Annotated in this window: 23 protein-coding genes; 12 read left to right on the top strand and 11 right to left on the bottom strand. The window is 61.3% G+C overall.

Annotated features, from left to right (window positions below; genetic code table 11):
* Positions 1-5 precede the first annotated feature (5 nt).
* Positions 6-761, bottom strand: a complete 756-nt coding sequence (locus tag AB8B31_RS13940; RefSeq protein ID WP_130652736.1) for an SDR family oxidoreductase — start codon at positions 759-761, stop codon at positions 6-8.
* A gap of 68 nt (positions 762-829) precedes the next feature.
* Positions 830-1,309: a carboxymuconolactone decarboxylase family protein gene (locus AB8B31_RS13935; protein ID WP_018242786.1), complete on the bottom strand. Its 480-nt coding sequence runs from the start codon at positions 1,307-1,309 to the stop codon at positions 830-832.
* A gap of 132 nt (positions 1,310-1,441) precedes the next feature.
* On the opposite strand from AB8B31_RS13935, the gene AB8B31_RS13930 reads away from it, so the two are divergent.
* Entirely contained in the window at positions 1,442-2,368 is a 927-nt protein-coding gene (locus tag AB8B31_RS13930; protein WP_018242785.1) for a LysR family transcriptional regulator, read from the top strand.
* 136 nt (positions 2,369-2,504) lie between these two features.
* Positions 2,505-3,632, top strand: a complete 1,128-nt coding sequence (locus AB8B31_RS13925; RefSeq protein ID WP_018074216.1) for an ATP-dependent DNA helicase — start codon at positions 2,505-2,507, stop codon at positions 3,630-3,632.
* 76 nt (positions 3,633-3,708) lie between these two features.
* Here AB8B31_RS13925 and AB8B31_RS13920 read toward each other — a convergent pair whose 3' ends face one another.
* A complete protein-coding gene (locus AB8B31_RS13920) occupies positions 3,709-4,401 on the bottom strand; it encodes a MerR family transcriptional regulator (RefSeq protein ID WP_018446495.1) in 693 nt (230 codons plus the stop codon).
* Between the two features lie 452 nt (positions 4,402-4,853).
* Here AB8B31_RS13920 and AB8B31_RS13915 point away from each other — a divergent pair, with 452 nt between their 5' ends.
* Positions 4,854-5,606: a pyridoxine 5'-phosphate synthase gene (locus AB8B31_RS13915; RefSeq protein WP_026230680.1), complete on the top strand. Its 753-nt coding sequence runs from the start codon at positions 4,854-4,856 to the stop codon at positions 5,604-5,606.
* A gap of 183 nt (positions 5,607-5,789) precedes the next feature.
* Here AB8B31_RS13915 and AB8B31_RS13910 read toward each other — a convergent pair whose 3' ends face one another.
* Positions 5,790-6,677, bottom strand: a complete 888-nt coding sequence (locus AB8B31_RS13910) for an SDR family oxidoreductase (RefSeq protein WP_018242782.1) — start codon at positions 6,675-6,677, stop codon at positions 5,790-5,792.
* Positions 6,678-6,814: 137 nt separating this feature from the next.
* Here AB8B31_RS13910 and AB8B31_RS13905 point away from each other — a divergent pair, with 137 nt between their 5' ends.
* Positions 6,815-7,231: a winged helix-turn-helix transcriptional regulator gene (locus AB8B31_RS13905; RefSeq protein WP_018446493.1), complete on the top strand. Its 417-nt coding sequence runs from the start codon at positions 6,815-6,817 to the stop codon at positions 7,229-7,231.
* 11 nt (positions 7,232-7,242) lie between these two features.
* Here the strand turns inward: AB8B31_RS13905 and AB8B31_RS13900 are convergent, their stop codons facing one another.
* The 4 genes from AB8B31_RS13900 to AB8B31_RS13885 form a co-directional block, all read right to left on the bottom strand.
* Positions 7,243-8,451, bottom strand: coding sequence for an MFS transporter (locus tag AB8B31_RS13900; RefSeq protein ID WP_018446492.1), 1,209 nt, complete (start codon positions 8,449-8,451; stop codon positions 7,243-7,245).
* A gap of 110 nt (positions 8,452-8,561) precedes the next feature.
* Entirely contained in the window at positions 8,562-9,185 is a 624-nt protein-coding gene (locus AB8B31_RS13895) for a TetR/AcrR family transcriptional regulator (protein WP_028732791.1), read from the bottom strand.
* A gap of 60 nt (positions 9,186-9,245) precedes the next feature.
* Positions 9,246-10,163, bottom strand: a complete 918-nt coding sequence (locus tag AB8B31_RS13890) for a bifunctional helix-turn-helix transcriptional regulator/GNAT family N-acetyltransferase (RefSeq protein ID WP_112904056.1) — start codon at positions 10,161-10,163, stop codon at positions 9,246-9,248.
* Positions 10,164-10,376: 213 nt separating this feature from the next.
* On the bottom strand, positions 10,377-11,096 hold the full coding sequence (locus tag AB8B31_RS13885) for an aspartate/glutamate racemase family protein (RefSeq protein ID WP_026230679.1): 720 nt from the start codon (positions 11,094-11,096) through the stop codon (positions 10,377-10,379).
* A gap of 157 nt (positions 11,097-11,253) precedes the next feature.
* On the opposite strand from AB8B31_RS13885, the gene AB8B31_RS13880 reads away from it, so the two are divergent.
* The 4 genes from AB8B31_RS13880 to AB8B31_RS13865 all read left to right on the top strand — a co-directional run bounded on the left by AB8B31_RS13880 (position 11,254) and on the right by AB8B31_RS13865 (position 16,554).
* Complete coding sequence (locus tag AB8B31_RS13880) at positions 11,254-11,718, top strand: Lrp/AsnC family transcriptional regulator (RefSeq protein ID WP_018446488.1); 465 nt, start codon at positions 11,254-11,256, stop codon at positions 11,716-11,718.
* A 108-nt stretch (positions 11,719-11,826) separates the two neighbouring features.
* On the top strand, positions 11,827-13,092 hold the full coding sequence (locus AB8B31_RS13875) for an NAD(P)/FAD-dependent oxidoreductase (protein ID WP_018242775.1): 1,266 nt from the start codon (positions 11,827-11,829) through the stop codon (positions 13,090-13,092).
* 317 nt (positions 13,093-13,409) lie between these two features.
* Positions 13,410-15,356 carry an elongation factor G gene (locus AB8B31_RS13870; RefSeq protein ID WP_130652735.1) on the top strand — a complete coding sequence of 649 codons (1,947 nt, stop codon included), beginning with the start codon at positions 13,410-13,412 and terminating at the stop codon, positions 15,354-15,356.
* Between the two features lie 115 nt (positions 15,357-15,471).
* Positions 15,472-16,554, top strand: coding sequence for an acyltransferase family protein (locus AB8B31_RS13865; protein ID WP_130748007.1), 1,083 nt, complete (start codon positions 15,472-15,474; stop codon positions 16,552-16,554).
* A 96-nt stretch (positions 16,555-16,650) separates the two neighbouring features.
* On the opposite strand, the gene AB8B31_RS13860 is transcribed toward AB8B31_RS13865, so the two are convergent.
* Complete coding sequence (locus AB8B31_RS13860) at positions 16,651-17,697, bottom strand: NAD(P)-dependent alcohol dehydrogenase (protein ID WP_018242772.1); 1,047 nt, start codon at positions 17,695-17,697, stop codon at positions 16,651-16,653.
* 205 nt (positions 17,698-17,902) lie between these two features.
* Between AB8B31_RS13860 and AB8B31_RS13855 the strand changes: the two genes are divergently transcribed.
* The 3 genes from AB8B31_RS13855 (at position 17,903) to AB8B31_RS13845 (ending at position 21,726) form a co-directional block, all read left to right on the top strand.
* Positions 17,903-18,811: an AraC family transcriptional regulator gene (locus AB8B31_RS13855; RefSeq protein ID WP_130652733.1), complete on the top strand. Its 909-nt coding sequence runs from the start codon at positions 17,903-17,905 to the stop codon at positions 18,809-18,811.
* A gap of 177 nt (positions 18,812-18,988) precedes the next feature.
* The gene (locus AB8B31_RS13850; protein ID WP_130652732.1) at positions 18,989-20,044 is read left to right on the top strand and encodes a glycosyltransferase family 2 protein; all 1,056 of its coding nucleotides are present in this window, start codon (positions 18,989-18,991) and stop codon (positions 20,042-20,044) included.
* Positions 20,044-21,726 carry a hypothetical protein gene (locus AB8B31_RS13845; protein WP_130652731.1) on the top strand — a complete coding sequence of 561 codons (1,683 nt, stop codon included), beginning with the start codon at positions 20,044-20,046 and terminating at the stop codon, positions 21,724-21,726. The genes AB8B31_RS13850 and AB8B31_RS13845 overlap by 1 nt, the downstream gene beginning before the upstream one ends.
* 11 nt (positions 21,727-21,737) lie before the next feature.
* On the opposite strand, the gene AB8B31_RS13840 is transcribed toward AB8B31_RS13845, so the two are convergent.
* Both AB8B31_RS13840 and AB8B31_RS13835 read right to left on the bottom strand, forming a co-directional pair.
* Positions 21,738-22,103, bottom strand: coding sequence for a DUF4087 domain-containing protein (locus AB8B31_RS13840; RefSeq protein WP_130652730.1), 366 nt, complete (start codon positions 22,101-22,103; stop codon positions 21,738-21,740).
* Positions 22,104-22,126: 23 nt separating this feature from the next.
* A complete protein-coding gene (locus tag AB8B31_RS13835; RefSeq protein WP_183619154.1) occupies positions 22,127-22,603 on the bottom strand; it encodes a hypothetical protein in 477 nt (158 codons plus the stop codon).
* A 141-nt stretch (positions 22,604-22,744) separates the two neighbouring features.
* Between AB8B31_RS13835 and AB8B31_RS13830 the strand changes: the two genes are divergently transcribed.
* Positions 22,745-23,410, top strand: coding sequence for a TetR/AcrR family transcriptional regulator (locus AB8B31_RS13830; RefSeq protein ID WP_183619152.1), 666 nt, complete (start codon positions 22,745-22,747; stop codon positions 23,408-23,410).
* Positions 23,411-23,453: the final 43 nt, after the last annotated feature.

The following is a 23,453-nucleotide window of genomic DNA, read 5'->3' as shown; positions in this document are numbered from 1 at the left end:
TCGGATCACTTTGGCTGGGCGGACTTTGCGAACCACTGCTCGAAGGTGATCGAGCCGAGCCGCGGGTTGTTGTCGGAAACGAGCGACTGATCGTTGAGTCTCGCGCCGAAATATTTCGCCTCGGCATCGGCCTCGACGGTGCGCGGGTCCTTCATGGCCTTCAGATACCGGGCGACGAGTTCGCTGAGGCGCGCCCGTTCCGGACCTGATATCTCGATCGTCGCATTGGCGGGCGGTGCGAGAGCCACATCCGCCATGACATCGGCGACGTCGTCGGAAACGATGGGCTGCACATAGGCCGGCGACAGGCGGACCGTCTGGCCGACCGTCCCCGATTGGGCGATGCCGCCGAGGAATTCCATGAACTGCGTCGAATGCACGATGGTATAGGGAATGCCCGATGCCTTGATCAGCTTTTCCTGAGCGAGCTTGCCGCGGAAATAGCCGCTTTCCTGCAGACGCTCGGTGCCGACGACGGAGAGGGCGATATGGTGCCTGACGCCGGCGAGTTTTTCGGCGGCGAGAAGATTGCGGCCCGAGGTCTCGAAGAATTCGAGCACGGCCTTGTCTTCGAAGGACGGCGAATTGGCGAGGTCGAGCACAACTTCGGCGCCTGAGAGCGCCTCCGCCAATCCTTCCCCGGTGATTGTGTTGACGCCGGAGTTCGGCGATGCGGCAATCACGTCATGTCCGCGCTTGCGCAGGCGTTCGACAGTCTTCGAACCGATGAGGCCGGTTCCGCCGATGACAACGATTTTCATAATGGATCTCCGTTCGCCGCCGGGGTGCGGCAGCGTCAAAGGTGAATCTTCTCAAGGAATTGCGCGGTTTAGTTCAGGCCGGCCTTATCGAGGCCGTAGGCCTTGTCGGCCGTGCCGGGCACGGTCTTGAAACCGACATTGACACGGTTCCAGGCATTGATGGCCATGACGACAAAGGTCAGGTCCGAGATTTCCTTCTCGGAAAGCTGGCCGCGAACCCGTTCGTAAATCTCGTCTGGAATGCCGCCCTCGGGAAGGTTCGTCAGCGCTTCAGTCCAGGCAAGGGCCGCACGCTCGCGGGGAACGAACAGGTTCGATTCCCGCCAGATGGCGACGTGATAGAGACGCAGTTCGGTCTCGCCGTGGATCTTTGCCTGCTTGACATGCATGTCGAGGCAAAAGCCGCATCCATTGATCTGCGAGGCGCGGATTTCGACGAGGGCCTGCAACTTCTCGTCGATCACGCTGCTGCGCAGAGCCATGCTGAATTCCATGAACTTCTTGAAAAGCTCGGGGGACTGCTGGGCGTAGTTCAATCGCTGGGTCATGTCATTTCTCCTCTAATTAAGGATATTAGATATCCTTATGGATAAAAGATATCCTTAATTGCTGGACTGTAAAGCCATTCTCGCTTAGTCTGGCGGCATAAAGCCTATGCGCAGAAGTATGAGGGGGCAGGGATGGATATCGTTTCGGCATTGCGGACCTTTCAGCGCGTCGTCGAGACGGGCTCGTTTTCGGCGGCGGCGCACGATCTCGATGTGACGCAGCCGGCGGTCTCGCGACAGGTCGCGGCCCTCGAGGGCCATTTCAACATCCGCCTCCTGCATCGCACGACGAGCGGCCTGTCGCTGACGGCGGAGGGGGAGCGCATGCTGCCGATGGCGCTCCGGATTCTCGAAGCCGTGGAGGAGCTTGGCGATGCCGCCGGATCGGATGGAGCCATGGCTTCGGGAAAGGTGAGGCTGAGCGTTCCCGCGCCGCTCGGCCTCTATCTCAGCGAACGGCTGGGCGATCTTCTTGCCGCCCATCCGAAACTCTCTGTGGAACTGCTCCTCAGGGAACAAAGCTCCGATATGATCGAGGAACGCCTCGACGTCGAAGTGCGTCTGGGTTCCGTCGCAGACAGCAGCCTCGTTTGCCGGCGGATCGGCTGGACGACGGCATTCCTCGTCGCCTCGCCCGCCTATCTCGCGCGCAAGGCGTCTCCAAGGACGCCGAAGGACATCAAGGACCATGAATGCCTGTGCTACAGCAGAGCCGGCGATGCCTGTTCATGGTCGTTCTCGAACGGCTCGGAAGACATATCCGTCAGGATCTCGCCGCGGCTGACCGCGTGCAGCGCCGTCGCTATTCACAGGGCGGCCCTTGCCGGCGCAGGACTGGCGGTGCTCTCCCACATCGTCGCCGTGCCGGATATCGTCGCCGGTCGGCTGATCCCTGTCATGAACGACTTTCAACCGACCCGGCTGCCGATCTATGTCGTCTATCCCTCACGAAGAAACATACCGTTGCGCGTCAAAGCGGTTCTGGACTTTCTGACCGATGCCATCGGGCAGGACCCGTCAATGTGCGCGAGCAGCGCGGGCCGGCGGTGGGAGGGATGACTGTCGGCCGGCGGCTTATCGTGCACGGCGGGAAGCTGCAGCGGGTTTGGCGCCGGGCGGATTTGCCGTCATTGGTGCCTTGCTCGCCAGTTTCCGCCTTGCCTAAAGGCGGCGAATCCTGCCAAGTCCTGCGATCATGCAATTTGCGCCGCAACAAGACGAAGCCCTGAAGGCTGTTTCGAAATGGCTGAAGGAAGGGCGCTCGCCGCTCTTTCGCCTGTTCGGCTACGCCGGGACAGGGAAGACGACGCTTGCCAAGCATTTCGCCGAGAATGTCGATGGCGACGTGCTGTTTGCCGCCTTTACCGGCAAGGCGGCGCAGGTGCTGCGCTCGCGCGGCGCCTCCAACGCCCGGACGATCCATTCGCTGATCTATCGGCCGCGCGGCGAGGAGGCGGTGGAAGACGAGGAAACAGGCAAGACCTCGATCGCGCCGATGTTTTCGATCAACCGGCAGAGCCCGGTCGCGAAGGCGGCGCTGATCATCGTCGACGAATGCTCGATGGTCGACGAGGCGCTCGGCAAGGATCTGATGAGCTTCGGCACGCCGATCCTGGTGCTCGGTGATCCCGGCCAGTTGCCGCCGGTTACCGGTGGCGGCTACTTCACCAATCAGGAGCCGGACTACCTGCTCACCGATATCCACCGCCAGGCGCGCGACAATCCGATCATCAAGCTCGCCATGCAGGTGCGCGAAGGCAATGAGGTGATGTACGGTGACTACGGCACGGCCAAGGTGATCTCGAAGAACGAGGTGACGCAGCAATTGGTCCTCGACGCCGACCAGGTGCTCGTCGGCACCAATAGGACGCGTCGGCGCTACAATCAGCGCCTGCGCGAGCTGAAAGGCTTCAATGCCGATTATCCCCAGACCGGCGACAAGCTCGTCTGCCTGCGGAATGATCCAGCTAAGGGCCTGCTCAACGGTTCGCTCTGGCAGGTAATGACCTCGTCCAAGGAAACGACGAAGCCCGGCATCAATCTGCTCGTCCGCCCCGAAGACGATGACATGGACCGCGGGGCTGCAAAGATCAAGCTGCTGAAACAGGCCTTCGAGGACGTCGAGGGCGAGATCCCCTGGAACACCCGCAAGCGCTATGACGAGTTCGACTACGGCTATGCGCTCACCGTTCACAAGGCGCAGGGTTCTCAATGGAATGATGTCGTGCTCTTCGACGAGAGTTGGGCGTTTCGCGACACGCGGGAACGCTGGCTCTATACCGCGATCACCCGCGCGGCGGAGACGCTGACGATCGTTCGCTGATCCCATCGCACCCGCAGGTCGCATCTGCTGATCGGACAGAAGAAAGAGGAGACGGTGGCGGCCGTCGGGGCGTGATTCAGGCCTGCACGATTCCGAGCAGAACTGCCTTGGCGATGGCCTGGAAGCGGTTGTTGGCGCGGAATTTCAGGATGATTCCGGCCTCCAGGTCACGGGTTTCGTCATGCTTCAGGTCGAGCGCCCGGGCGATGCGTTGGGTGGAATAACCCTCCGCCATCAGTTCCAGGCAACGCCGCTCCTCTGCGGTCAGGCTTGCACTGTCCTGATTGTCGTTTAACGGCGGCTCCTCGACGCTGCCGTCGTAATCCAGGAGGTCGCCGACCTGCTGGAGCTGGCGGTGCAGCGTCGACATCTCCGCCGTCAGTTCGCGCTTGCGTACCTGCAAGGCCTCGCGGAACATCGCCTCGGCCGTTTCCTGCGAATCAGCGTTGCGGAGTTCGTCCATCAGTTCCTGGATGACGGCGATCGGCATGCCTGTATCGCGGCAGACTGTGATGACGGCCATGCGCATCACATCATCCTGGCCGTAGACCCGCATCAGGCCGATGCGGTTGGCTGAAATCAACCCTTTCTCTTCATAGAAATGCAGTGTCCTGTGCGTGACGCCGAATGCGTTTGCCATGTCGGCAATGGGCACCGGACCGTCCGGTAGATCCGGCGGTAGCGCGGCTGAAGGCAGGAACCGATATTTCGATCGGGCCTCCGAAGCGATACCGGCGGTGGCAAACAGGCGTTTGGAACCGTCTGGCATGAACCCTCCTGGGGCATGTTGTTGCACCTCATGCGGTTTTGCCAGTTGCTTCCCATGCGCGGCGAGTGGGGTTTCCTCTAGGCGTTCTTCTCAGTGGGAAAGAAGCAGTACGCGGCGTACTCTACGCGATACGATGTCCACGTTATGCGTGAACGATCTTTTTTATAAGTGCTAAAAATAATCTCTTTTAAATGGGATAGCAACTTTACCGGCATATTTTGCCGGGTTCTTGGGTGTGTTGCACAAAAACATGTGCTGCACTGCGGGATCTGGCGGTCCTCTTCAAAGCCGACGGGATTTACTATCTGCGGTACGCGCGCGGCAAATGCTCAGCGTAATTTCGGTGCCCATCAGCGATTGGCATCGCATCCATTTGTGAATCTCGTTGGCCATCGCGGAGCAGTTGGCTTAAAAGCAGGGGCCTCCCATTTCCGTGACCGATGGATCTCGCCATGTCCGCCAAGCTCTCCGTGAACCTCAACGCCGTCGCCATGCTGCGCAACCGGCGCGACCTGCCCTGGCCGAGCGTCGAAGCGCTCGGGCGTATCGCGCTGAAATCTGGTGCGAGCGGCCTGACGGTGCATCCGCGCCCCGACCAGCGGCACATCCGCTTTTCCGACCTGCCTGTGATCCGCAACCTGATCGACGACGAATTCCCCAAGGCCGAGTTCAATATCGAGGGCTATCCCACAGAGGAATTCTTCGAACTCTGCGCCGGGGCGGCACCCGAGCAGGTGACGCTGGTGCCTGACGATCCCGCCCAGGCGACCTCCGATCACGGCTGGGATTTCCGCAAGCACCAGGCGTTCCTGACGGATGCCGTCGCGCGGCTGAAGACGATGGGATGCCGGGTGTCGTTGTTTGCCGATGGTGACGGGGACGCACAGGCGGTTGAGATCGCCAAGGCGGTCGGCGCCGATCGGATCGAACTCTATACCGGCCCCTATGGCGGTTGCTTCGACGCGCCGGAGCGGGCAGGCCCGATTCTTGAAGCGCTTGGACGGACGGCCGATGCAGCCCTCGCAATCGGCCTCGCCGTCAATGCCGGCCACGATTTGACAGTGGAAAACCTGCCAGCGCTGGTGAAGCGCATTCCCGCTCTTGCCGAGGTTTCGATCGGTCACGGGCTGACCGCCGATGCGCTGGAATATGGCATGGCGGAAACGGTGCGGCGCTTTTGCCGGGCCTGCGGGCAGGCGGTCTGATTAGGGCGTCTCTTTCAGTGCTTTGACTGGAATCGAACCGCGACGCTTCTGATCGCGATTCACACAGTGCGCCGCGCAGGAAGAGTCTGAAATGAAGAAGTTTTTCGCGTCAAAAGTCCGGTGGCGCTGCATCCCTGCAGCAAGCGCAGGGATGCAGCGAAAGGCTCAATGGGCGGCATAGCCTCAGGCGGTCAGGGCCGCCTTGTGCTCCACGAAGAAATCCTTCAGCGGCTGCGGCTGTTTGCCGGTCAGCTTGGTGAAGTCTTCGGTGACGATGTCGAACTTGCCGGCACGGGTGTTGGCGTCGGCAGAAACCAGCATGTCGGCGACGAAACCGGGAAGGCCGGCGCCGCGCATGCCCTGGCCGAGTTGTTCATCATTGACGTCGATCACCTCTAGCGGCTTGCCGGCGACCTCGGAAACGATGGCGGCGATCTGCCGGTTGTTCAGCGATTGCGCGCCGGTCAGCGTATAGGTGGCGCTCTCCGAGGTGCCAGAGGCAAGGGCTGCGGCAATCGCCAGGGCGCAGTCGTCACGCGAGATGGTCGAGACCTTGCCGTCGCCCGTGGCGCTATACCATTTGCCACCCTGCAGGTTGTGCGGCATGCCGTGCAGGTAATTGTCGTGATACCAGGCGTCGCGGATGATCGTATGGGCGATGCCGCTTGCCTTGATGGCGTTTTCACTGCCGAGATGATCGGGCGCGAAGGTGACAAGCGAATCCTCGGGCGCGGGCATAGAGGTATAGGCGATGTGCTTGACGCCAGCCTTGACGGCCGCTGCAACGGCGCCCTTGTGCTGGGCGAGGCGCTTGCCGGGAGTGTCCAGCGCATCGGTGCTGATGATCAGCAGCCGGTCGACGCCGGCGAAAGCCTTCTCCAGGCCTGCCGCGTCATCGAAATCGGCCTTGCGGGTGACGACGCCCTTCTTTTCGAGTTCGGAGAGCTTTTCCGGGCTGCGCGTCGCCGCGACAATGTTGCCGGGAGCGACCTTGTAGGTCTCGATGAGGTGATGGATGACACGTTGGCCGAGCTGCCCGGCAGCGCCGGTGACCAGGATGATTTCGCTCATACGTCGTTTCCTTCTGTGTTGTGCTGGCTGTGTTGTGCCAGTGGTCTCAAAAAGAGAGTAACACTAGAATAGGAATTGACCTGGCTGTGTAAAGGAGGCAGTTTTTAGGCTCTACGTTACCAAAAGGGAACCAGCAGATGAGCGGTGCGGTTGTCAGTCTGAAGAACAGGGTGCCGGGGGCGCGGCGCGAGATCGATCTCGCGGGCCTCGATTTCGGCAATTGCCCGGTCAGGGACATGATGCAGCAGATCGGTGGCAAATGGTCGACGCTGCTACTCGAGGTGTTGGCGGATCGGCCTTATCGCTTTGGCGAGCTGCGGCGGATGATCCCCGATATATCGCAGCGCATGCTGACGCAGACGCTGCGCGACCTGCAGAGGGATGGTTATATCGACCGCGAGGTCTTCCCGACCAAGCCGCCGAGCGTCGAATATTCGATGACCGAACTTGGACGCTCCCTCTACCAGCCGCTGTCGCAGCTTCTGAACTGGGCGGAAGCGAACCATGATGCCGTTCGCGCCGCCCGTTCTCAATTTGATTCCGCCGACAAATAGACCGCTTTCCTCTACTTGCCGCGTCCTTCCGTCAGGAACAGCAGGAAGGCCAACGCCGGGAAGCAGAAGCCGATCCAGGCCGTCATCGTCCAGCCTCCGGTCGCATAGGCCCAGCCGCCGAGCGCCGAGCCGAGCGCGCCGCCGGCAAAAAAGGTTGCCATGAAGAGGCCGTTGAGCCGGCTGCGGTGTTCCGGGTTCAGCGCATAGATGGCGCGCTGGCCACAGACGAGATTGGTCGTCACGCCGAAATCGAGAAGGATTGCCGCTGCCGTCAAGAGCAGCAAAGCACCAAGCGAGCCATCGCTGGCGAAATGGCCGATCAGGAAGGCAGCCATGCCGAGCAGCATGGCAAGCGTCGAGGCGATCTTCGTCATGCCGCGGTCGGCAAGCCGGCCGGCGATCGGCGAAGCGACGGCGCCGGCCGCACCTGCAAGCGCGAAGAGGGCGATGCCGTTCTGCGTCAGGCCGAAGGCCGGGCTTGCGAGCAGCAGCGGCGTCGTCGTCCAGAACAGGCTGAAGGCGCCGAACATACCGGCCTGATAGAGCGCCCGGCGCTGCAGGACGCGCGAGGTGAGCGCCAAATGGCCCATGGAGGCGAGCAGTTCGCCATAGCGCAGCTTCGTTTTCGGCACGCGAACCGGCAGGTTGATGCGCAAGACGACGGCGAGCACGAGCATGAGCGCTGCGGTGACGTAATAGACCACGTGCCAGGAGGAGGCCTCGGCGACGAAGCTTGCGAAGGGGCGGGCGAGCATGATGCCGCAGAGCAGGCCGCTCATGACGTTGCCGACGACCTGGCCGCGCGTTGCATCCGGCGCCATATTGGCGGCGAAGGGAACCAGGACCTGAACTGCGACAGATGAAAGACCGATAGAGAGCGAGGCGATGAGGAAGGTCGTGGGCGTCGACGACAGCGCCGCGCCGATGAGCGCGACTGCGGAGACGGCGATCAGCATCAACACCAGACGGCGGTTTTCGGTGAGGTCGCCGAGCGGCACGATCAGCAGCAGGCCGAGGCCGTAGCCGATCTGTGTCAGCGTGACGATCAGACCGGTGGCGGCAGGCGTGAAGCCGAGATCGGCACTGATCGGGCCGGCCAGCGGCTGGCCGTAATAGAGATTGGCGGCCACCAGCCCGCAGGCGGCGGCGAAAAGGAAGGTTAGCCAGGGGGATAGCGCCCTGGGAATGGCCTCATCCGGCGTGGTGGCTGAAATGCTCATCAGAAACTCCGGTATTCAAAGATTGAAAGGATTGAATGCAAAAATGCTGGCTGCGGCCACCCGATCCTTGACCGAATGCCGGTATTTCTCTCGTCCACGGTGTGGACTGTTCAGGTCACGAGCTTCATCGCGGCCTCGGCCGCAGACATCATCTCTTCTCTGCTGCGTCCTGTTTTGCCGATGACGCGCAGGCCCTTGGTAAAGCAGAGGAAGGCGAGGGCGGCGGCATCCGGGTCTACTGTCTTCGGAATGGTGCCGTCTGCCTGGCCGGTGCGGATGAGATCGGCCATCAGCTTTTCGTCCGCGGCAAAGGCCGTCACGACGTGGGCAGCGGCTTCTTCGTCAAGCAGGGCGAAGTCGTTGGCGCCGCCAACGACGAGACAGCCTTTGCGGCCGGCTTCGCCATAGGAGAGCTCGGTATAATACATCACCATCTGGAAGACCTTCTCGCGACCGGTCTTCGCAGACGCGATCATCGCTTCCAGCCGCCGTCGGCCGAGCTTTCGATAATGGGCGAAAGCAGCGAGAAAGATGCCGCGCTTATCTTTGAATGCTTTGTAGATGCTCCCCGAAGCAAGGCCCATTGCTTCGGTCAATTCGCTGATGGAGGCGGCATGGTAGCCGCGTTCGGAAAAGACGCGCAGCGCTGCATCGAGTGCTGCGTCCATATCGAACTCACGCGGACGGCCACGGCTGCGGGTCTTTGCTTCTGGTGTGAGAGTGGCAACGGTCATGGCGCCTAATTAGGGAATGAACGTTTCCAAATCAAGTGAAATTTCTGCGACGCAGCAAATTCAGAGATCGAGCACCCAGTTCTGGCCGTTCGCCTCGGGGCCGAACATCTTATGTCTCTCCTCGGAGACAAGACGAAAGCCCGCCTTGACGTAGATGGCGCGGGCGGTCTCCAGCATGTCGTTGGTCCAGAGCGAGAGTTCGCGGTAGCCCTTCTGCCTGGAGAAGTGGATGCATTCGTCGACCAGCAGTTTGCCGAGCCCGAGACCTCGGGCTGATTTGTCGACATAGAGCAGGCGAAGCTTGGCGATGCCGTCGCCGCCATTGGTGACGAGGACCGAACCGACATTGATGCCGCCGCGTTCGGCGATCCAGCAATATTCATTGGCCGGATCGAAATTGACGAGGAATTTTCCGGCGACCTCGGCGACCAGCGCCTCGAAGCGCAGATCCCAGCCATACTCTTCTGCGTAGAATCGGCCCTGGCTCTGAACGATCCAGCCGATATCGCCGGCGCGGTGGGCGCGGATGATGGCCGGGGCGGGCTTCGCCGCCGGGTCGAGCAGCGCGCGGATCGTGTGCATGGCGGAGACGGCGGCCTCCGGTTCGCCAGTCGCCAAGCGATCGAAACGAGCGGCGATCTGCGCATTGGAGCGTCGGCCGAGTTCCTCGAACGTTTCTCGTCCCTGATCGGTGATAATGATGACCTGGCTGCGAAGATCTGCCGGGTCGGGGCTGGTTTCGATCAGCCCTTCGGCGCGAAAACGCTTTAGGATGCGGCTGAGATAGGCCGGGTCGAGCTGCAGGTCGCGGGCGAGCGCTACAGCACTGATGCCCCCATGCGAGCCGATCTCGAAGAGGATGCGGGCATCGGTTAGCGTGAAGGGCGTGTCGAGATAGGCCTTGTTCAAGAGGCCGAGGAAGTTCGTATAGAAGCGGTTGAAATCGCGGGCGGTTTCGATGAGCGATAGGTTAGACATGATGATCTCCAAATGGAGATCTTGTCAGACCGCTGATAAAGTCGGCCAACTACTCTCGTCATGCTCGGGCTTGTCCCGAGCATCTGCATCGGGTGCAGCAGATCCTCGGCATGAGGCCGAGTCAAGAACGAGGTTTGTCAACAAGCTGACAAGAATCTCCAGATGGAGATCTTTTCCTGCATTTAATGGACTGAGTCAACTAATTCGCTGATGTCAGGCCGCTTCTTCTTCCGCGGTCTCGTCTGCACCGAGCGCGAAATCGACCGCCGCCCGCGCATGGATCGCTGTGGTGTCGAAGCCCGGCAGCGGCAAATGGTCGGGATCGAGGATCAGGCAGATCTCGGTGCAGCCGAGGATGATGCTGTCGGCGCCGTTGTCGATGGCGTGTGCAATCACCGCCATGAGTTTGTCGCGAGAGCTGTCGAGCACCTTGCCGGCGCAGAGTTCGTTGAAGATGATGTCGTGCACGGTCGTGCGGTCGCCAGCATCTGGCACCATAATATCAATACCAAGGCTCTTCATGCGGTCGCTGTAGAAGCCGTGCTCCATCGTGTAGCGAGTGGCGAGCAGCAGCGGGCGCTTCCGGCCGGCCGCATGCAGCGATTTCGCCGTCTCGTCGATGATATGAATCAGTGGCACAGAGATCTTCTCCGCGACCTTGTCGGCAATCAGATGCATGGTGTTGGTGCAGATGAGGATGCAGCCGGCGCCGGCGATCTGCAGGCGCAGAGCCACGTCGGCGAGGCGACGGGCAGCCATATCCCAGTCGCCGGCCTTCTGAAGGGCGACGATCTCCTCGAAGTTGACCGAATGCAGGATGAGTTCGGCCGAGGCGAGGCCACCCCTGCGGTCACGCACCATCTCGTTGACGATACGGTAATAGACCGCCGAACTTTCGAAACTCATGCCGCCGATCAGGCCGATCGTTTCCATTTCTTCATGCTCTCCATGCTTCTGAACTTCGGAAATGATGCCGCAATCCCGGCGCGGCGTGTTTGCGTTGTTTGTCTCTCGTTTCAGATTGGTGATGGGATTTTGCGTCATTTTATGAAATCATGCAAAAAAGAGGCGAGAGGTTTATGTTCGACACATGCTTGATGATCGCGACAGACGCATTCTGGACATGCTGCAGAAGGATGCGGGCATATCCGTGACCGATCTTGCCGAGCGCGTGGCGCTTTCGGTGTCGGCGTGTTCGCGGCGCATCCAGCGGCTGGAGGAGAGCGGCCATATTGCCCGGCGCATCGTCGTGCTCGATCGGGACAAGATGGGTGTGCCGACAACGGTCTTCGCTCTGGTCAAGACGGCGCATCATTCCGACGAATGGACGGAGACCTTCCGCAGGATCATCAGTGACATTCCCGAGATCGTCGAAGCGCACCGGCTGACCGGCAACCACGATTACATCCTGAAGATCGTGCTGCCGCGCGTCGAGCATTACGATGTGATTTACAAGCAGATCGTGCGCAAGATCGAGCTCTTCGACGTCTCGGCCTCGATCTCGATGGAGCTTCTGAAGGGCGGCACGGCAATCCCTGTGGGGTACGCCGATTGAGTCAGCTCCACCGACCGGGATGCAGGGGAGGTATGCCGAAACGTCAGTTGCAACCTTTGCGGCGAAGGCCACATTGACTTTGAGCGAAATGGCGCAAAGGGGCAGGTCATGAGCGATCATCATGTCGTCGTTGTCGGCGGCGGTTTCGGCGGGCTGCAGCTCGTCAACGGGTTGAAGGGTGCCGGCGTCAGGATCACGCTGGTCGACCGGCGTAATCACCATCTCTTCCAGCCGCTGCTCTATCAGGTGGCGACCACCATTCTCTCCACCTCAGAGATCGCCTGGCCGATCCGCCGCCTCTATGCAGACCGGCCTGACGTGACGGTGCTGCTCGGCGAGGTCACGGGCGTCGACAGTGGCGCGAAGACTGTTTCCTTACGCAACGGCATGACTCTTGGTTACGATACGCTGGTGCTGGCCACCGGAGCGACGCATGCCTATTTCGGCCATGACGAATGGGAGCCGGTGGCGCCCGGCCTGAAGACGCTGGAGGATGCGACGACGATCCGCCGGCGCGTGCTGCTTGCCTTCGAGAAAGCGGAGATGGAGTCCGATCCGGCCGTGCGCGATGCGCTTTTGACCTTCACCATCGTCGGGGCCGGGCCGACCGGTGTCGAGCTGGCCGGCATTATTGCCGAGCTTGCGCATTTCACGCTGCCCAAGGAATTCCGCAACATCGATACGCGCAAGACCCGCGTCGTGCTGGTCGAGGCTGGGCCGCGGGTGCTGCCGACCTTCGCCGAAGAGCTTTCGGCCTATGCGCAGAAGGCGCTGGAGAAACTCGGGGTCGAGATCCATCTCGGCAAGCCGGTGACCGAATGCAACGCCGACGGCGTGAAGATCGGCGAGACCTTCGTTGCCAGCCGGACGATCGTCTGGGCAGCCGGGGTCACCGCCTCGCCGGCGGCGCGGTGGCTTGATGTTGCAGCCGACCGGGCAGGGCGGGTCGTGGTCGAGAAGGATCTGAGCGCGCCTGGTCTGCCCGACGTCTTCGTCGTCGGCGATACCGCGTCGGTCATGCGCGAGGACGGCAAGCCGGTGCCCGGCATTGCGCCCGCCGCCAAGCAGCAGGGCGGTTACGTCGCCAAGGTCATCCGCGCCCGCATATCCGGCAAACCGGCGCCGGCGCCTTTCAAATATTGGCACCAGGGGAGCCTGGCGACAATCGGCAAGAGTGCGGCGATCATCGATTTCGGCCGGATCAAGCTCAAGGGCTGGATCGCCTGGTGGATCTGGGGCATCGCCCACATCTACTTCCTCATCGGCACCCGCTCGCGCTTCTCCGTCGCCTGGAGCTGGCTGTGGATCTATCTCAGCGGCCAGCACAGCGCCCGGCTGATCACCCAGCGGGAGACGATGCGGGAGGAGGGGTAGACGGGAGATTTTTATTCGCCGTGCAAATACGGTGTTGGATTCCTGTGACATATCTTGGGCAAGCCTTAAGGGCGCGGGCATGACAAAGCAAAGGGGTATTCCACGGCCCCCGACACAGGAAACCACTCCCGGCGCGCCCGCACCGTAAATGCAATACACCCAACCTTGACATATCTCCGCACACACCCTTAACATTTCACCCGCGTCTCCCAACCACCGGGAGTTACGCATCCAGCCGTAGCAACGGGTAGAGGTTTCAATGCGCCGATTCACTTCTCACGAAAATCACATCCGAATTTCCGAGAAGTTGGTGGTTTATGCGCACTTTGAATCTGGGCATCCTCGCCCATGTGGATGCAGGCAAGACTAGCCTTACCGAAAGACTGCTTTTTAACGCCGGGGTGATCGACAAGCTCGGCAGCGTCGATACCGGCAATACACAGACGGACACTCTCGAACTCGAGCGGCAACGCGGCATCACGATCAGGGCCGCGGTGGTGTCTTTTGTGATCGGCGAGAGGGTCGTCAATCTGATCGACACACCTGGGCATCCCGATTTCATCGCCGAGATCGAGCGAGTGCTGGGATTGCTGGATGCTGCGGTCGTCGTCGTTTCGGCGGTCGAAGGCGTGCAGGCGCAGACGCGCGTGCTGGTCCGGGCGCTGCGGCGGCTCGGCGTTCCCTTCATCTTCTTCGTCAACAAGGTCGATCGTCCCGGCGCGCGCTATCGGGATGTGATGGAGGTTCTTGCCGCGCAGCTGGCGGTCCGCCCCATCGCTATGTCCTCGGTGATCGACGCCGGAGCCAAGCTTGCCCGTGTGGAGGCGCTCGCTCCGGGAGACGAGCCGCTGTTTTCGGCGCTCTGCGAGACGCTCGGGGAAAATGACGAGGCGCTGCTCGATGACTATGTCGTCGCTCCCGATCGGCTGACGGAGGCAAGGCTCTGGCGCTGCCTGGCTGACCAAGTGGCGAGAGGCCTCGTGCATCCCGTCTTCGCGGGCGCTGCGATGACCGGCGCCGGCATCCCCGCTTTGGCATCGGCCATTGCGACGATCCTGCCCGAGCGGCGCCCCGATCCGGATGGTCCGGTGGCGGGCAAGATCTTCAAGATCGAACGCGGCTGGGGCGGGGAAAAGCTCTCCTACATCTACCTGAACTCCGGCACGGTGCGGCTCCGGCAATCTCTGGGCCTGCCCAAGGGCCCGGAACGGGTTACCGCGATCCATGTGTTCGAGGCCGGCCGGGTTCATGGCGCCGAGAGCCTCCGCGCCGGGCAGATCGCGCGCGTCAGCGGCCTTGCCGGCGCCCGCATCGGTGATGCTGTGGGCGGAAATCCTTTGGGCGAGTGGGCTCACTTCGCGCCGCCCGCGCTCGAAACCCGCGTTCTTGCCCGTCGGCCTTCCGACAAGGCGGCGCTCTGGCTGGCGCTTAACCAGATGGCCGAACAGGATCCCCTGATCAATCTGCGCCGGAACGAGGAGGCGGACGAAGTCTACGTGTCGCTTTACGGCGAGGTGCAGAAGGAGGTTATCCAATCGACCCTGCTGACGGATTTCGGCCTCGAGGCAAGGTTCGAGGAGAGCACGGTCATCCTGGTCGAGAGGCCATTGGGGACCGGGAGCGGCCTGCAGATCCTCTTCAAGGAGCCCAATCCGTTTCTCGCGACCGTCGGCCTGCGCGTCGAGCCGCGCGCCCCTGGAGCAGGCAACAGCTTCGCGCTCGAAGTAGATGTCGGCCAGATGCCGGTCGCCTTTTACCGGGCGGTCGAGGAAACCGTGTTCGAGACGCTGAAGCAGGGGATTTTCGGCTGGCAGGTCGCCGATTGCCACGTGGCGATGACGGCAGCCCGCCACAGCTCGCCCGCAAGCACCGCCGCCGATTTCCGGCAGCTGACGCCGTGGGTGCTGGCAACGGCGTTATCGGCCGCACAGACCGTCCTCTGCGAGCCGGTCGACCGCTTTCATCTCGTCGCGCCCATGGAGAACTTGAGCGGCGTGCTCACCCTGCTTGCAAAATCGGCGGCGGCGACGACGGATTCGGTGATCGCCGATGGCGTCGCACGGCTCGAGGGCACCATGGCGTCTCAGATGGTCCAAAGCGTCCGGCAGCAATTGCCGGGCCTGACCAGCGGGGCGGGGACCATGGAAACCTCTTTCGATCACTACGCCCCGATCGCCGGCCCGCCGCGCCTGCGGCGGCGTTCGGGGCCAGATCCGTTCAACGGCACCGAATATCTGCTGCGCCTAAGGGTTGTTCCCATTTAAGTACAGTAGTCTGGCGACGCATAGAGAACGTAGATGTAGACCTATTCCCTCGCCAAAGGTCTCTACATCGAATAACCATAGCTCGCTGGCCGGGAAGAGAGCGTGAGATCTTTGCATGACAAGCGACGTATCTGCTGACGGAAAGCATCGTTTCTGGATGCTCGACTTATTGCGTGGAGCGTCCGCAATACTCGTGCTTATCTATCACTCCAGCAGTGCGTTTCCCGTCGCTTATGCTGCCGTCGATCTTTTCTTCATGTTAAGCGGCTTCGTTTTGGCGGAAAGATACGGCGAGAGCCTGTTGCAGGCGGACGGCTGCCGAAACTTCATTAGCCACCGTATTGCGCGATTGTACCCCGTCTACCTGGTTTGCACATTGCTGGGCGCTGCTTCGGTTTTCCCACTGATTGGTCATCTTGAAAACTGGAGCTTCAGCACTTTTGCCGTTTCCTTCGTTGCCAGCCTGCTCATGCTTCCCGCGCCGTCGGACACTGTTCTCGGCATTCTGCCCTTGAACGGCCCGGCGTGGTCGTTGTTCTTTGAAGTCGTGGCCAACGCAGTCTTTTTATTCACTGCGGCTCGTCTCCGAGTGGCCGTTTCTATTGTCGCGTTATCGGCGCCGGCGTTCGTCGTTGCGCTGTGGTACTTTCGGTACCCGCCGGGCTCTGTTTGGGGTGATATTGTCGGGGGCTTTCCCCGGGTTCTGGCATCTTTCTATGGCGGAGTGCTTCTCAGTTGTCTTTGGCGACGAGGCTTCCGCATCAGGCTTGCAGCCTGGTCTGGCTGGATTTTGGTGGCTGCTCTTGCGGCGCTTTATTCGGGATTCGTCCTCACCGAGAGAAAATACTATCTGCTCCTGACATTTGCCGCTCACCCAATGATCATGTGGTTTGGCTTGTGTCTGGCAAGAAATGCACGGTTTGAACGCATCGCCACCTGGATGGGCGAGATATCCTACCCTCTCTATCTCGTGCACGTACCGCTGCTCATTCTTCTCGCAACGTACGGAGTGGGCGATTGTTTTGCTTTGCGCAATTATCTCGGGCTCGGAAACACCTCCTGGGGCGGCGAATGCCATCGAGACGCAATTCCCCTGGTGGCATTCCTTTTACCCCTGTCATTGTTGATGGCGTACCTCATTGCTATCTCGATACAGACCCCTGGTCGAAAATTGTGGCTTCGTTGGAGGCCTATCTAGCTGTCCAGAATTGACGACCTACACTTCGAGACGACCGGTTGCGGGTAGTCCGGGCCGGATGGACAGGCGGCCCCCGAAGGAGCCGCCCCTCGTTCCTCAAGCCGCCAGCGAGGCGATGTCGATGACGAAGCGGTAGCGGACGTCGCTCTTCAGAACGCGTTCATAGGCTTCGTTGACCTGCTGGATGTTGATCTTCTCGATCTCGGAGACGATGTTGTGCTCGCCGCAGAAGTCGAGCATTTCCTGGGTTTCCTTGATCGAGCCGATCATCGAGCCCGAAATGCTCTTGCGGCCGGGGATGATCGAGAACGCATGCACGGGGATCGGGTTTTCCGGCGCGCCGACCACCACGAAGGAACCATCCACCTTCAGGAGGCCGAGATAGGCATTCCAGTCGATCTCGGCGCTGACGGTGCAGATGATCAGGTCGAAAGTGCCGGCAAGCTTCGTGAAGGTTTCCGGGTCGTTGGTGGCGTAATATTCCTTGGCGCCGAGCTTCAGCCCATCTTCCTTCTTGGAAAGGCTCTGGGAGAGAACGGTGATATCAGCGCCCATGGCGGCGCCGAGCTTGACGCCCATATGGCCGAGGCCGCCCATGCCGACGATCGCGACCTTCTTGCCGGGGCCGGCATTCCAGTGGCGCAGCGGCGAATAGAGCGTGATGCCGGCGCAGAGCAGCGGCGCGGAGGCATCGAGCGGCAGATTGTCCGGAATGGACATGACATAGCCTTCCCTGACGACGATCGAGTCCGAATAGCCGCCCTGGGTGCGTGTCTTGCGGTCGGCTTCGAAGTCATTGTAGGTGCCGGCGAGCCCGGGCATATACTGTTCCCGATCGAGGTCGCGCTCGGCGCAGCCGATGCAGGAATCGACGAAGCAACCGACGCCGACGCGATCGCCGACCTTGAACTTGGTCACATCAGAGCCGACGGCCGAGACGATGCCGGCGATCTCATGGCCCGGCACGATCGGATAGACGGCGTTCTTCCATTCGTTGCGGACAGTGTGGATGTCCGAATGGCAGATGCCGGCAAACTTGATGTCGATAACGACGTCATCGGGGTTCGGATCGCGGCGTTCGAAGGTGAAAGGGGTCAGCGGCTTGGAAGCATCGGTCGCGGCGTAGCCTCTTGCAATAGGCATGGGAACCATCCTTTTCGATTGTGGGTAGGGGTTGAAAGAGATGGTGGACTATTGCCCGGAACGGCGGCTGAGGGTTAGAGCGATCCTCTCAGCTTTTTGCACGATCCTGCAAAAGTGAGGCGCCAGCCTGTTTGCGAAATGGCGAAGGCACTCTAGATAAGAGCGGTATCGCCGGTGTCAGAGAGTTGACAGAAAGAGTTGCCGCATGACCTTGCCCTTCAGCCCCTATCAGGAAATTGTCGATATCGCGATGCGCTTCGCGACCGGTGACGGCGAGTTCGCGACTGATATCGGCAATCTTCACATCAGCCGTCGGTCCAAGCCCAGCGATCCGCTGCACAGCAGCTATCGGCCCTGTTTTGCCTTTGTCCTGCAGGGGGCCAAGAGCCTGCGCCTCGGCGCGGAACTTATCAGCTATGGGACTGGCGACTATCTGCTGACCTCGCTCGATCTGCCGGTCGCCTGGCGCGTCACGGAGGCGAGCCCTGAGGTTCCGCATCTCTGCCTGGGGCTGGCAATCGATTCCGAAAAGCTGCTGGAGTTGCTCAGCCGCATCGATATTCCGCGCCCAGCCGCCGATACCGACGGGCAGCGCGGGATGGCGGTGAACGTCGCTCCGCCGGAGCTCCTGGATGCTGCCGTCCGCCTGTTGCGCTTGCTCGATCGTCCAGGCGACATTCCTGCCATGGCGCCGCTGATCGAACAGGAAATCCTCTACCGGGTGCTGACCGGGCCGGATGGCGCGCGGCTGATCAACATCGCCACTGCAGACAGCCACAGCAACAGGGTTGCGCGCGCCGTCGCATGGCTGAAGGAGAATTTTGCCCGGCCACTGCGCATCGAAGACCTTGCCGACCGCGTCAGCATGAGCGTGTCGTCTTTCCATCATCACTTCAAGTCGGTCACGGCGATGACGCCGGTGCAGTATCAGAAGCAGCTTCGACTGCACGAGGCGCGCCGTCTGATGCTCGTGGAGCGCCTCGATGCGGGCACGGCCGGCCACCGCGTCGGTTACCAAAGCCCGTCGCAGTTCAGCCGCGAATACAGCCGCCTCTACGGCGCCTCGCCGGCCCGCGATGTCGACGGCGCTCGCGACATCATGGCGGCGGAGTAGCGCGGCGCGCGTCTGGAAGCCAAGTATTGTCGAGATTTGTCGTCTGATCGGTCGAAGCAAAGCGACATTCCGCTGGCTGCGGACAGGATAGCTCTGCGACAGGCATCCAATCGTTAAAGGATGTTTGACCTTTCGTCGCTAGTCTGGCGCCACCATCAAGCAGGCGCCGATGTCCGCATGACGCAAATACCATTTCTTTCCATCGTCGCGCCTTGTCATAACGAGGAAGAGGGCCTGCGCGAGTTCTGCCGCCGCGCCGTTGCTGCTGCTCACAGCGTTGCCGGCGACGCCTTCGAGCTCATTCTCGTCGACGACGGCTCGTCCGACCGCACCTGGGAGATCATTTCCAGTCTGGCGGCTGATGTGCCGCAGGTGCTCGGTATACGTCTTCTGCGCAATCACGGCCACCAGTTGGCGTCAACGGCTGGTCTTTCCGCGTCGCGGGGCGAGCGCGTGCTTTTAATCGATGCCGATCTTCAAGATCCGCCTGAGCTGCTTTTGATGATGATGCCGATCATGGAGCGCGGCGCCGACGTCGTTTACGGCCAGCGCACGCGCCGCCAGGGCGAAACCTGGTTCAAACTCGCCTCCGCTTCGCTTTTCTATCGCGCTTTGTCCAAGCTCGCTTCCGTGACCATCCCCCGTGATACCGGTGATTTTCGGCTGATGCGCCGTCGCGTCGTCGATATCCTGCTGGCGATGCCGGAGCGCGATCGCTTTATCCGTGGCATGGTCAGCTGGATCGGCGGCAGGCAGGTGGCGCTTCCCTACGAGCGCGACGCCCGTTTTGCCGGCACGACGAAATATCCGCTGCGCAAGATGATCAATTTCGCGCTGGATGCGATCACCAGCTTTTCGACGACGCCGCTGCGCATCAGCACATGGCTTGGCATGATGAGCGCCGGCGTCGCGATCGCTTTGCTCGTCTACACCTTCGTTCGTTGGCTGCAGGGCGAAACGGTCACCGGCTGGTCGTCGATCATGGCCGCCGTCAGCGCCTTCAGTGCCATCCAGCTGATCTGCATCGGCATCATCGGCGAGTATCTCGGACGGCTGGTACAGGAGAGCAAGAAGCGGCCGATGTTCATGGTCGAGACGATCGTGCGCGGCAGTGAACACGCAGAACTGTCGATCGCTTTCTCGGAGATGAGCGCCAGCGACAGGCGCACGGCGCTGGATGCGGCCTTTGCATCCGGTGAGCCGCGGTCGCAAAGGAGCAGTCGGATCGGATAATGGACCGGATTGCTGCGCCTGCCTTGGCCGCTGCCGGGCCTGAGAAATTGATTGCCAGGCAGGATTCCACCGTTGCGATCGTTGCTTTCGTCGGGCTTGCCGCGGCTTTGGTCCTCCTGTTTCCTTTTCCGCCAGTTCTCGATTACGCCAATCACTACGCCCGTATCTGGCTCCTTTCGGGCGGGATAGGCGAGCAACCGTTTCCCAAGATCTATACGGTCGATTGGAGCCGCACCTTCACCAATGTCGGGATCGATGTTCTGGCCACCTGGCTGGGGCCGCTTGTCGGCGCCGACAGGCTTGCGCGGGCTTTGCTTTTCCTGGCGATCGTGCTGCCGCCACTCGGGGCGATCGGCCTGCACCGCGCGCTTTTCGGTGGCCGGCACCACTGGCAGACCGCGATGCTGTCGCTCGGCTGGTGTGCCACTATGATCGGCGGCTTCATCAACTTCCAGATCGGCCTCGGCATGGCGCTCGGCTTTGCCTGCATCGATCTCCGTCTGCAGGGCGGAAATCCCACGCTGCTTTTTGCCTGGCGGCTCGCCGCCGCGCTGCTGCTGACAGTCATGCACATCTTCGCTCTTGGCTTCTATATGGCGATCGTCTGCGGCCTAGAATTTTCCTGGCGCATCGACATAGTGCGATCGAAGGCGGGTCTGATGAGGCTCGTCGGCCGGTTGGTGCTGGCGCTTGGCGCCTGCGTCCTGCCGCCGCTCGCGCTCTACCTTCACACGGCAGCTCTGCCCAACGCCGGCGGCAACGGCCTTGGGCTTGCATGGAATGACGGCGTTGTCCTGATCGTCATGAATCTGCTCTCCGCCATCACAACCTATGTCCCGGTGGTGGATGTCGTCCTGGTTCTGCCGCTGATCCTCATCTGCACACGCGCCATACGCGCGGGCGATATCCGCATGCATGCGGGGCTTGCCGTCGCCGCCTGTGGCCTGCTGCTGCTCTCCTGTGTTTCACCGCGCCACATGCTGGGCACCGGATGGATCAGTTGGCGCTTTCCGATCATGACGGCGCTGGTCGCCATGGCGATGGTGTGCCCCTTTGCCAATCTCACGCGCCGGCATGCGCTGCTGCTAGCGCTGGTCATCAATCTCGCGGTCTCCTGCCGCACCGGCTGGGTCGGCTGGAACTGGTGGCTGGCACAGGAGGACGTTGGTGCCCTCGAGACCGCGCTCAAAAGGGTGCCGGCCGGTGCCGCCGTGCTGCCTTTGGGACACGAACCCGAGACGGTGAACGGTCTTTCCCATTCCAACCGGCATTTTGCCTGGGGACTGGATACTTTCCGGCACCTGCCGACGCTTGCCGTGCCTTTCTCGCATGCTTTCGTTCCGACGCTCTTCACGGCAAAGGGTAAACAGCCGCTTTCCGTTCTGTCGCCATGGTCTGAGATCGCGATTCCCGAGGGCAATCTGCTGTCGATTGGTGTGCTTTCATGCCCGACAATGATGCAGCAATATCGAGACTTCACGCCCTATCTGTCGGATTGGCGCAGTCGATTCGATTTCGTCCTCGTCGCCAATGCCGATATTCCCGACCGCTATGTCGGCACCTTCATGCCGGCCGGCCTGACGCTCGTCGAAGATGCGGGTTTCGCGAAGCTTTACGCGATCGACAAGGCGGTGCCGGCAGAGCCTTTCGCCATCCCGGCAGGTTGCGCCACGGCGTTATAAGCCGCGGCTCATCAGCCGGGGAATTTCAGCGCCTTGTCGGCACGGCATTTGGCGAGCTTTAGCTGGCGGAAGGAGAGGATTTTCGTGATGCGCTCCGTGCCATCGGTCTCCACACTCATGCAGGCGCAGGCGTAGCCGTAATTGCCGTTGGTTCTCACATACTCATGTTCGGAGATGTCGGAGATCAGCTCCATGCCTTCCACCTCGCCGGCATCGTCGCCCTGGGTCATGATCGTCCAGGTGTTCTCCGCGTCCTCCAGCCACCAGTTGGCGGGCGTCGGATTCTCGATCCAGCCGCAGCGCGTTTCGGCGGCCTGTGCGTTTGCGGCGATCGTGAGAGCTGCGGCGATGACTGCGGCTGTTATCTGGTATTTCATCGGCTTTCCCTCATCACCAGATTTCAGTTGTTGATCGCGATGATCGCCCAATGGCTCGCCTCGCAGGCGGTGTCGTCGCAGACCGCGCCCATCCAGACGGCGCCGCCGGCCATCATGACGCCGTCGCTGTTGACGAAGAGATCCTCGTATTGCTGGCGTCCGACGGCGCGGCGGGTCTCGGGCGTCACGAGATCGTCGAAATTGTCGATGAAATCCTCAGCGTTCTCGACGTCGTAGGTCTCGCCGTTGGCCTTGACCGTCAGCGGGTATTCGGCAAGGCCGGCGATGGTCTCGGCGTCGCCTGAGCGCATCGCCCGAACAAGTTGGCGCAGCGGCCGGTCGAAGCTTGCGGCATCGCCGTGCAGTTCCTCGATGCGGTTATAGACGTCGCTGTCGGACTGCGCGACAGCGCTTGAGCCGCCAAGGAGGATTGCTCCGAGCAGAAGAGCTGCAGACAGGCGTGACATCGAAGCCTCCGGGCAAATGGTATAGCGCGACATTATGCGGTCGCCGAGGATTCGCGCCTATCCAATTCTGGTGTTTCATCGCGGTTTCCCGTATTAAAAAAATCTATCTGGACTTCTTGACGACCTGATCGGTTTATCGCATAAACCTCGCGAACCGTACCGTACGGTACGTATATGGGAGTCATGACCGTGTCTGTCGATACCGCAGAGCCGAGCGAATTTTCGCCGCGCCAGAACGCCGTTCTGGAGCAGGCGCTGCGATTGCTCGTCGATGGCGGCGAGAAGGCGCTGACGACTTCGGGCGTCGCGCGCGCCGCCAATTGCTCGAAGGAAAGCCTCTACAAGTGGTTCGGCGATCGCGACGGTCTGCTATCGGCGATGATTGCCTATCAGGCGAGCAAGGTGCGCACCTTCGAGCGCAATGGAGAGCGGCTGACGGCGGCGAGCCTGCACGACCATGTCGTCATTTTCGCGCGTGACCTGCTCGAGGTGCTCGCCGGCGACGTCTCGCTGGCACTGAACCGGTTGGCGATCGGCCAGTCGAACCGTGACGGCTCGAAGCTCGGCAAGCTGCTGCTCGAGCGCGGCCGTCGCCAGATCGACCGGCGCGCCATGGCGCTGATCGATGCCGGGAAGAGAGCAGGGCTCCTGCGTTTTTCCGATGCCGACGAGGCTTATCACACGCTTTACGGCTTGATCGTTTCCGACCTGCATGTGCGCATGCTGCTCGGTGAGCCAGGCCTCAAGGATACCGCGCGCCAGGCGGAGAGGGCGGTCACTGCCTTCCTCAGGCTTTATGGCACGGACAAGGTTCTGGCGGAGATGCCGGTTCTCGGTTGATTCCGCTTTAATGACAGTCAACAAGACAAGCAAAGGGAAGGAA

Source organism: Rhizobium sp. 62_C5_N11_2 (genome assembly GCF_051811185.1).
GTDB lineage: Bacteria > Pseudomonadota > Alphaproteobacteria > Rhizobiales > Rhizobiaceae > Rhizobium > Rhizobium leguminosarum.
Note: the sequence above shows the minus strand (reverse complement) of the source record. Positions and strands in the feature narration are given on the sequence as shown.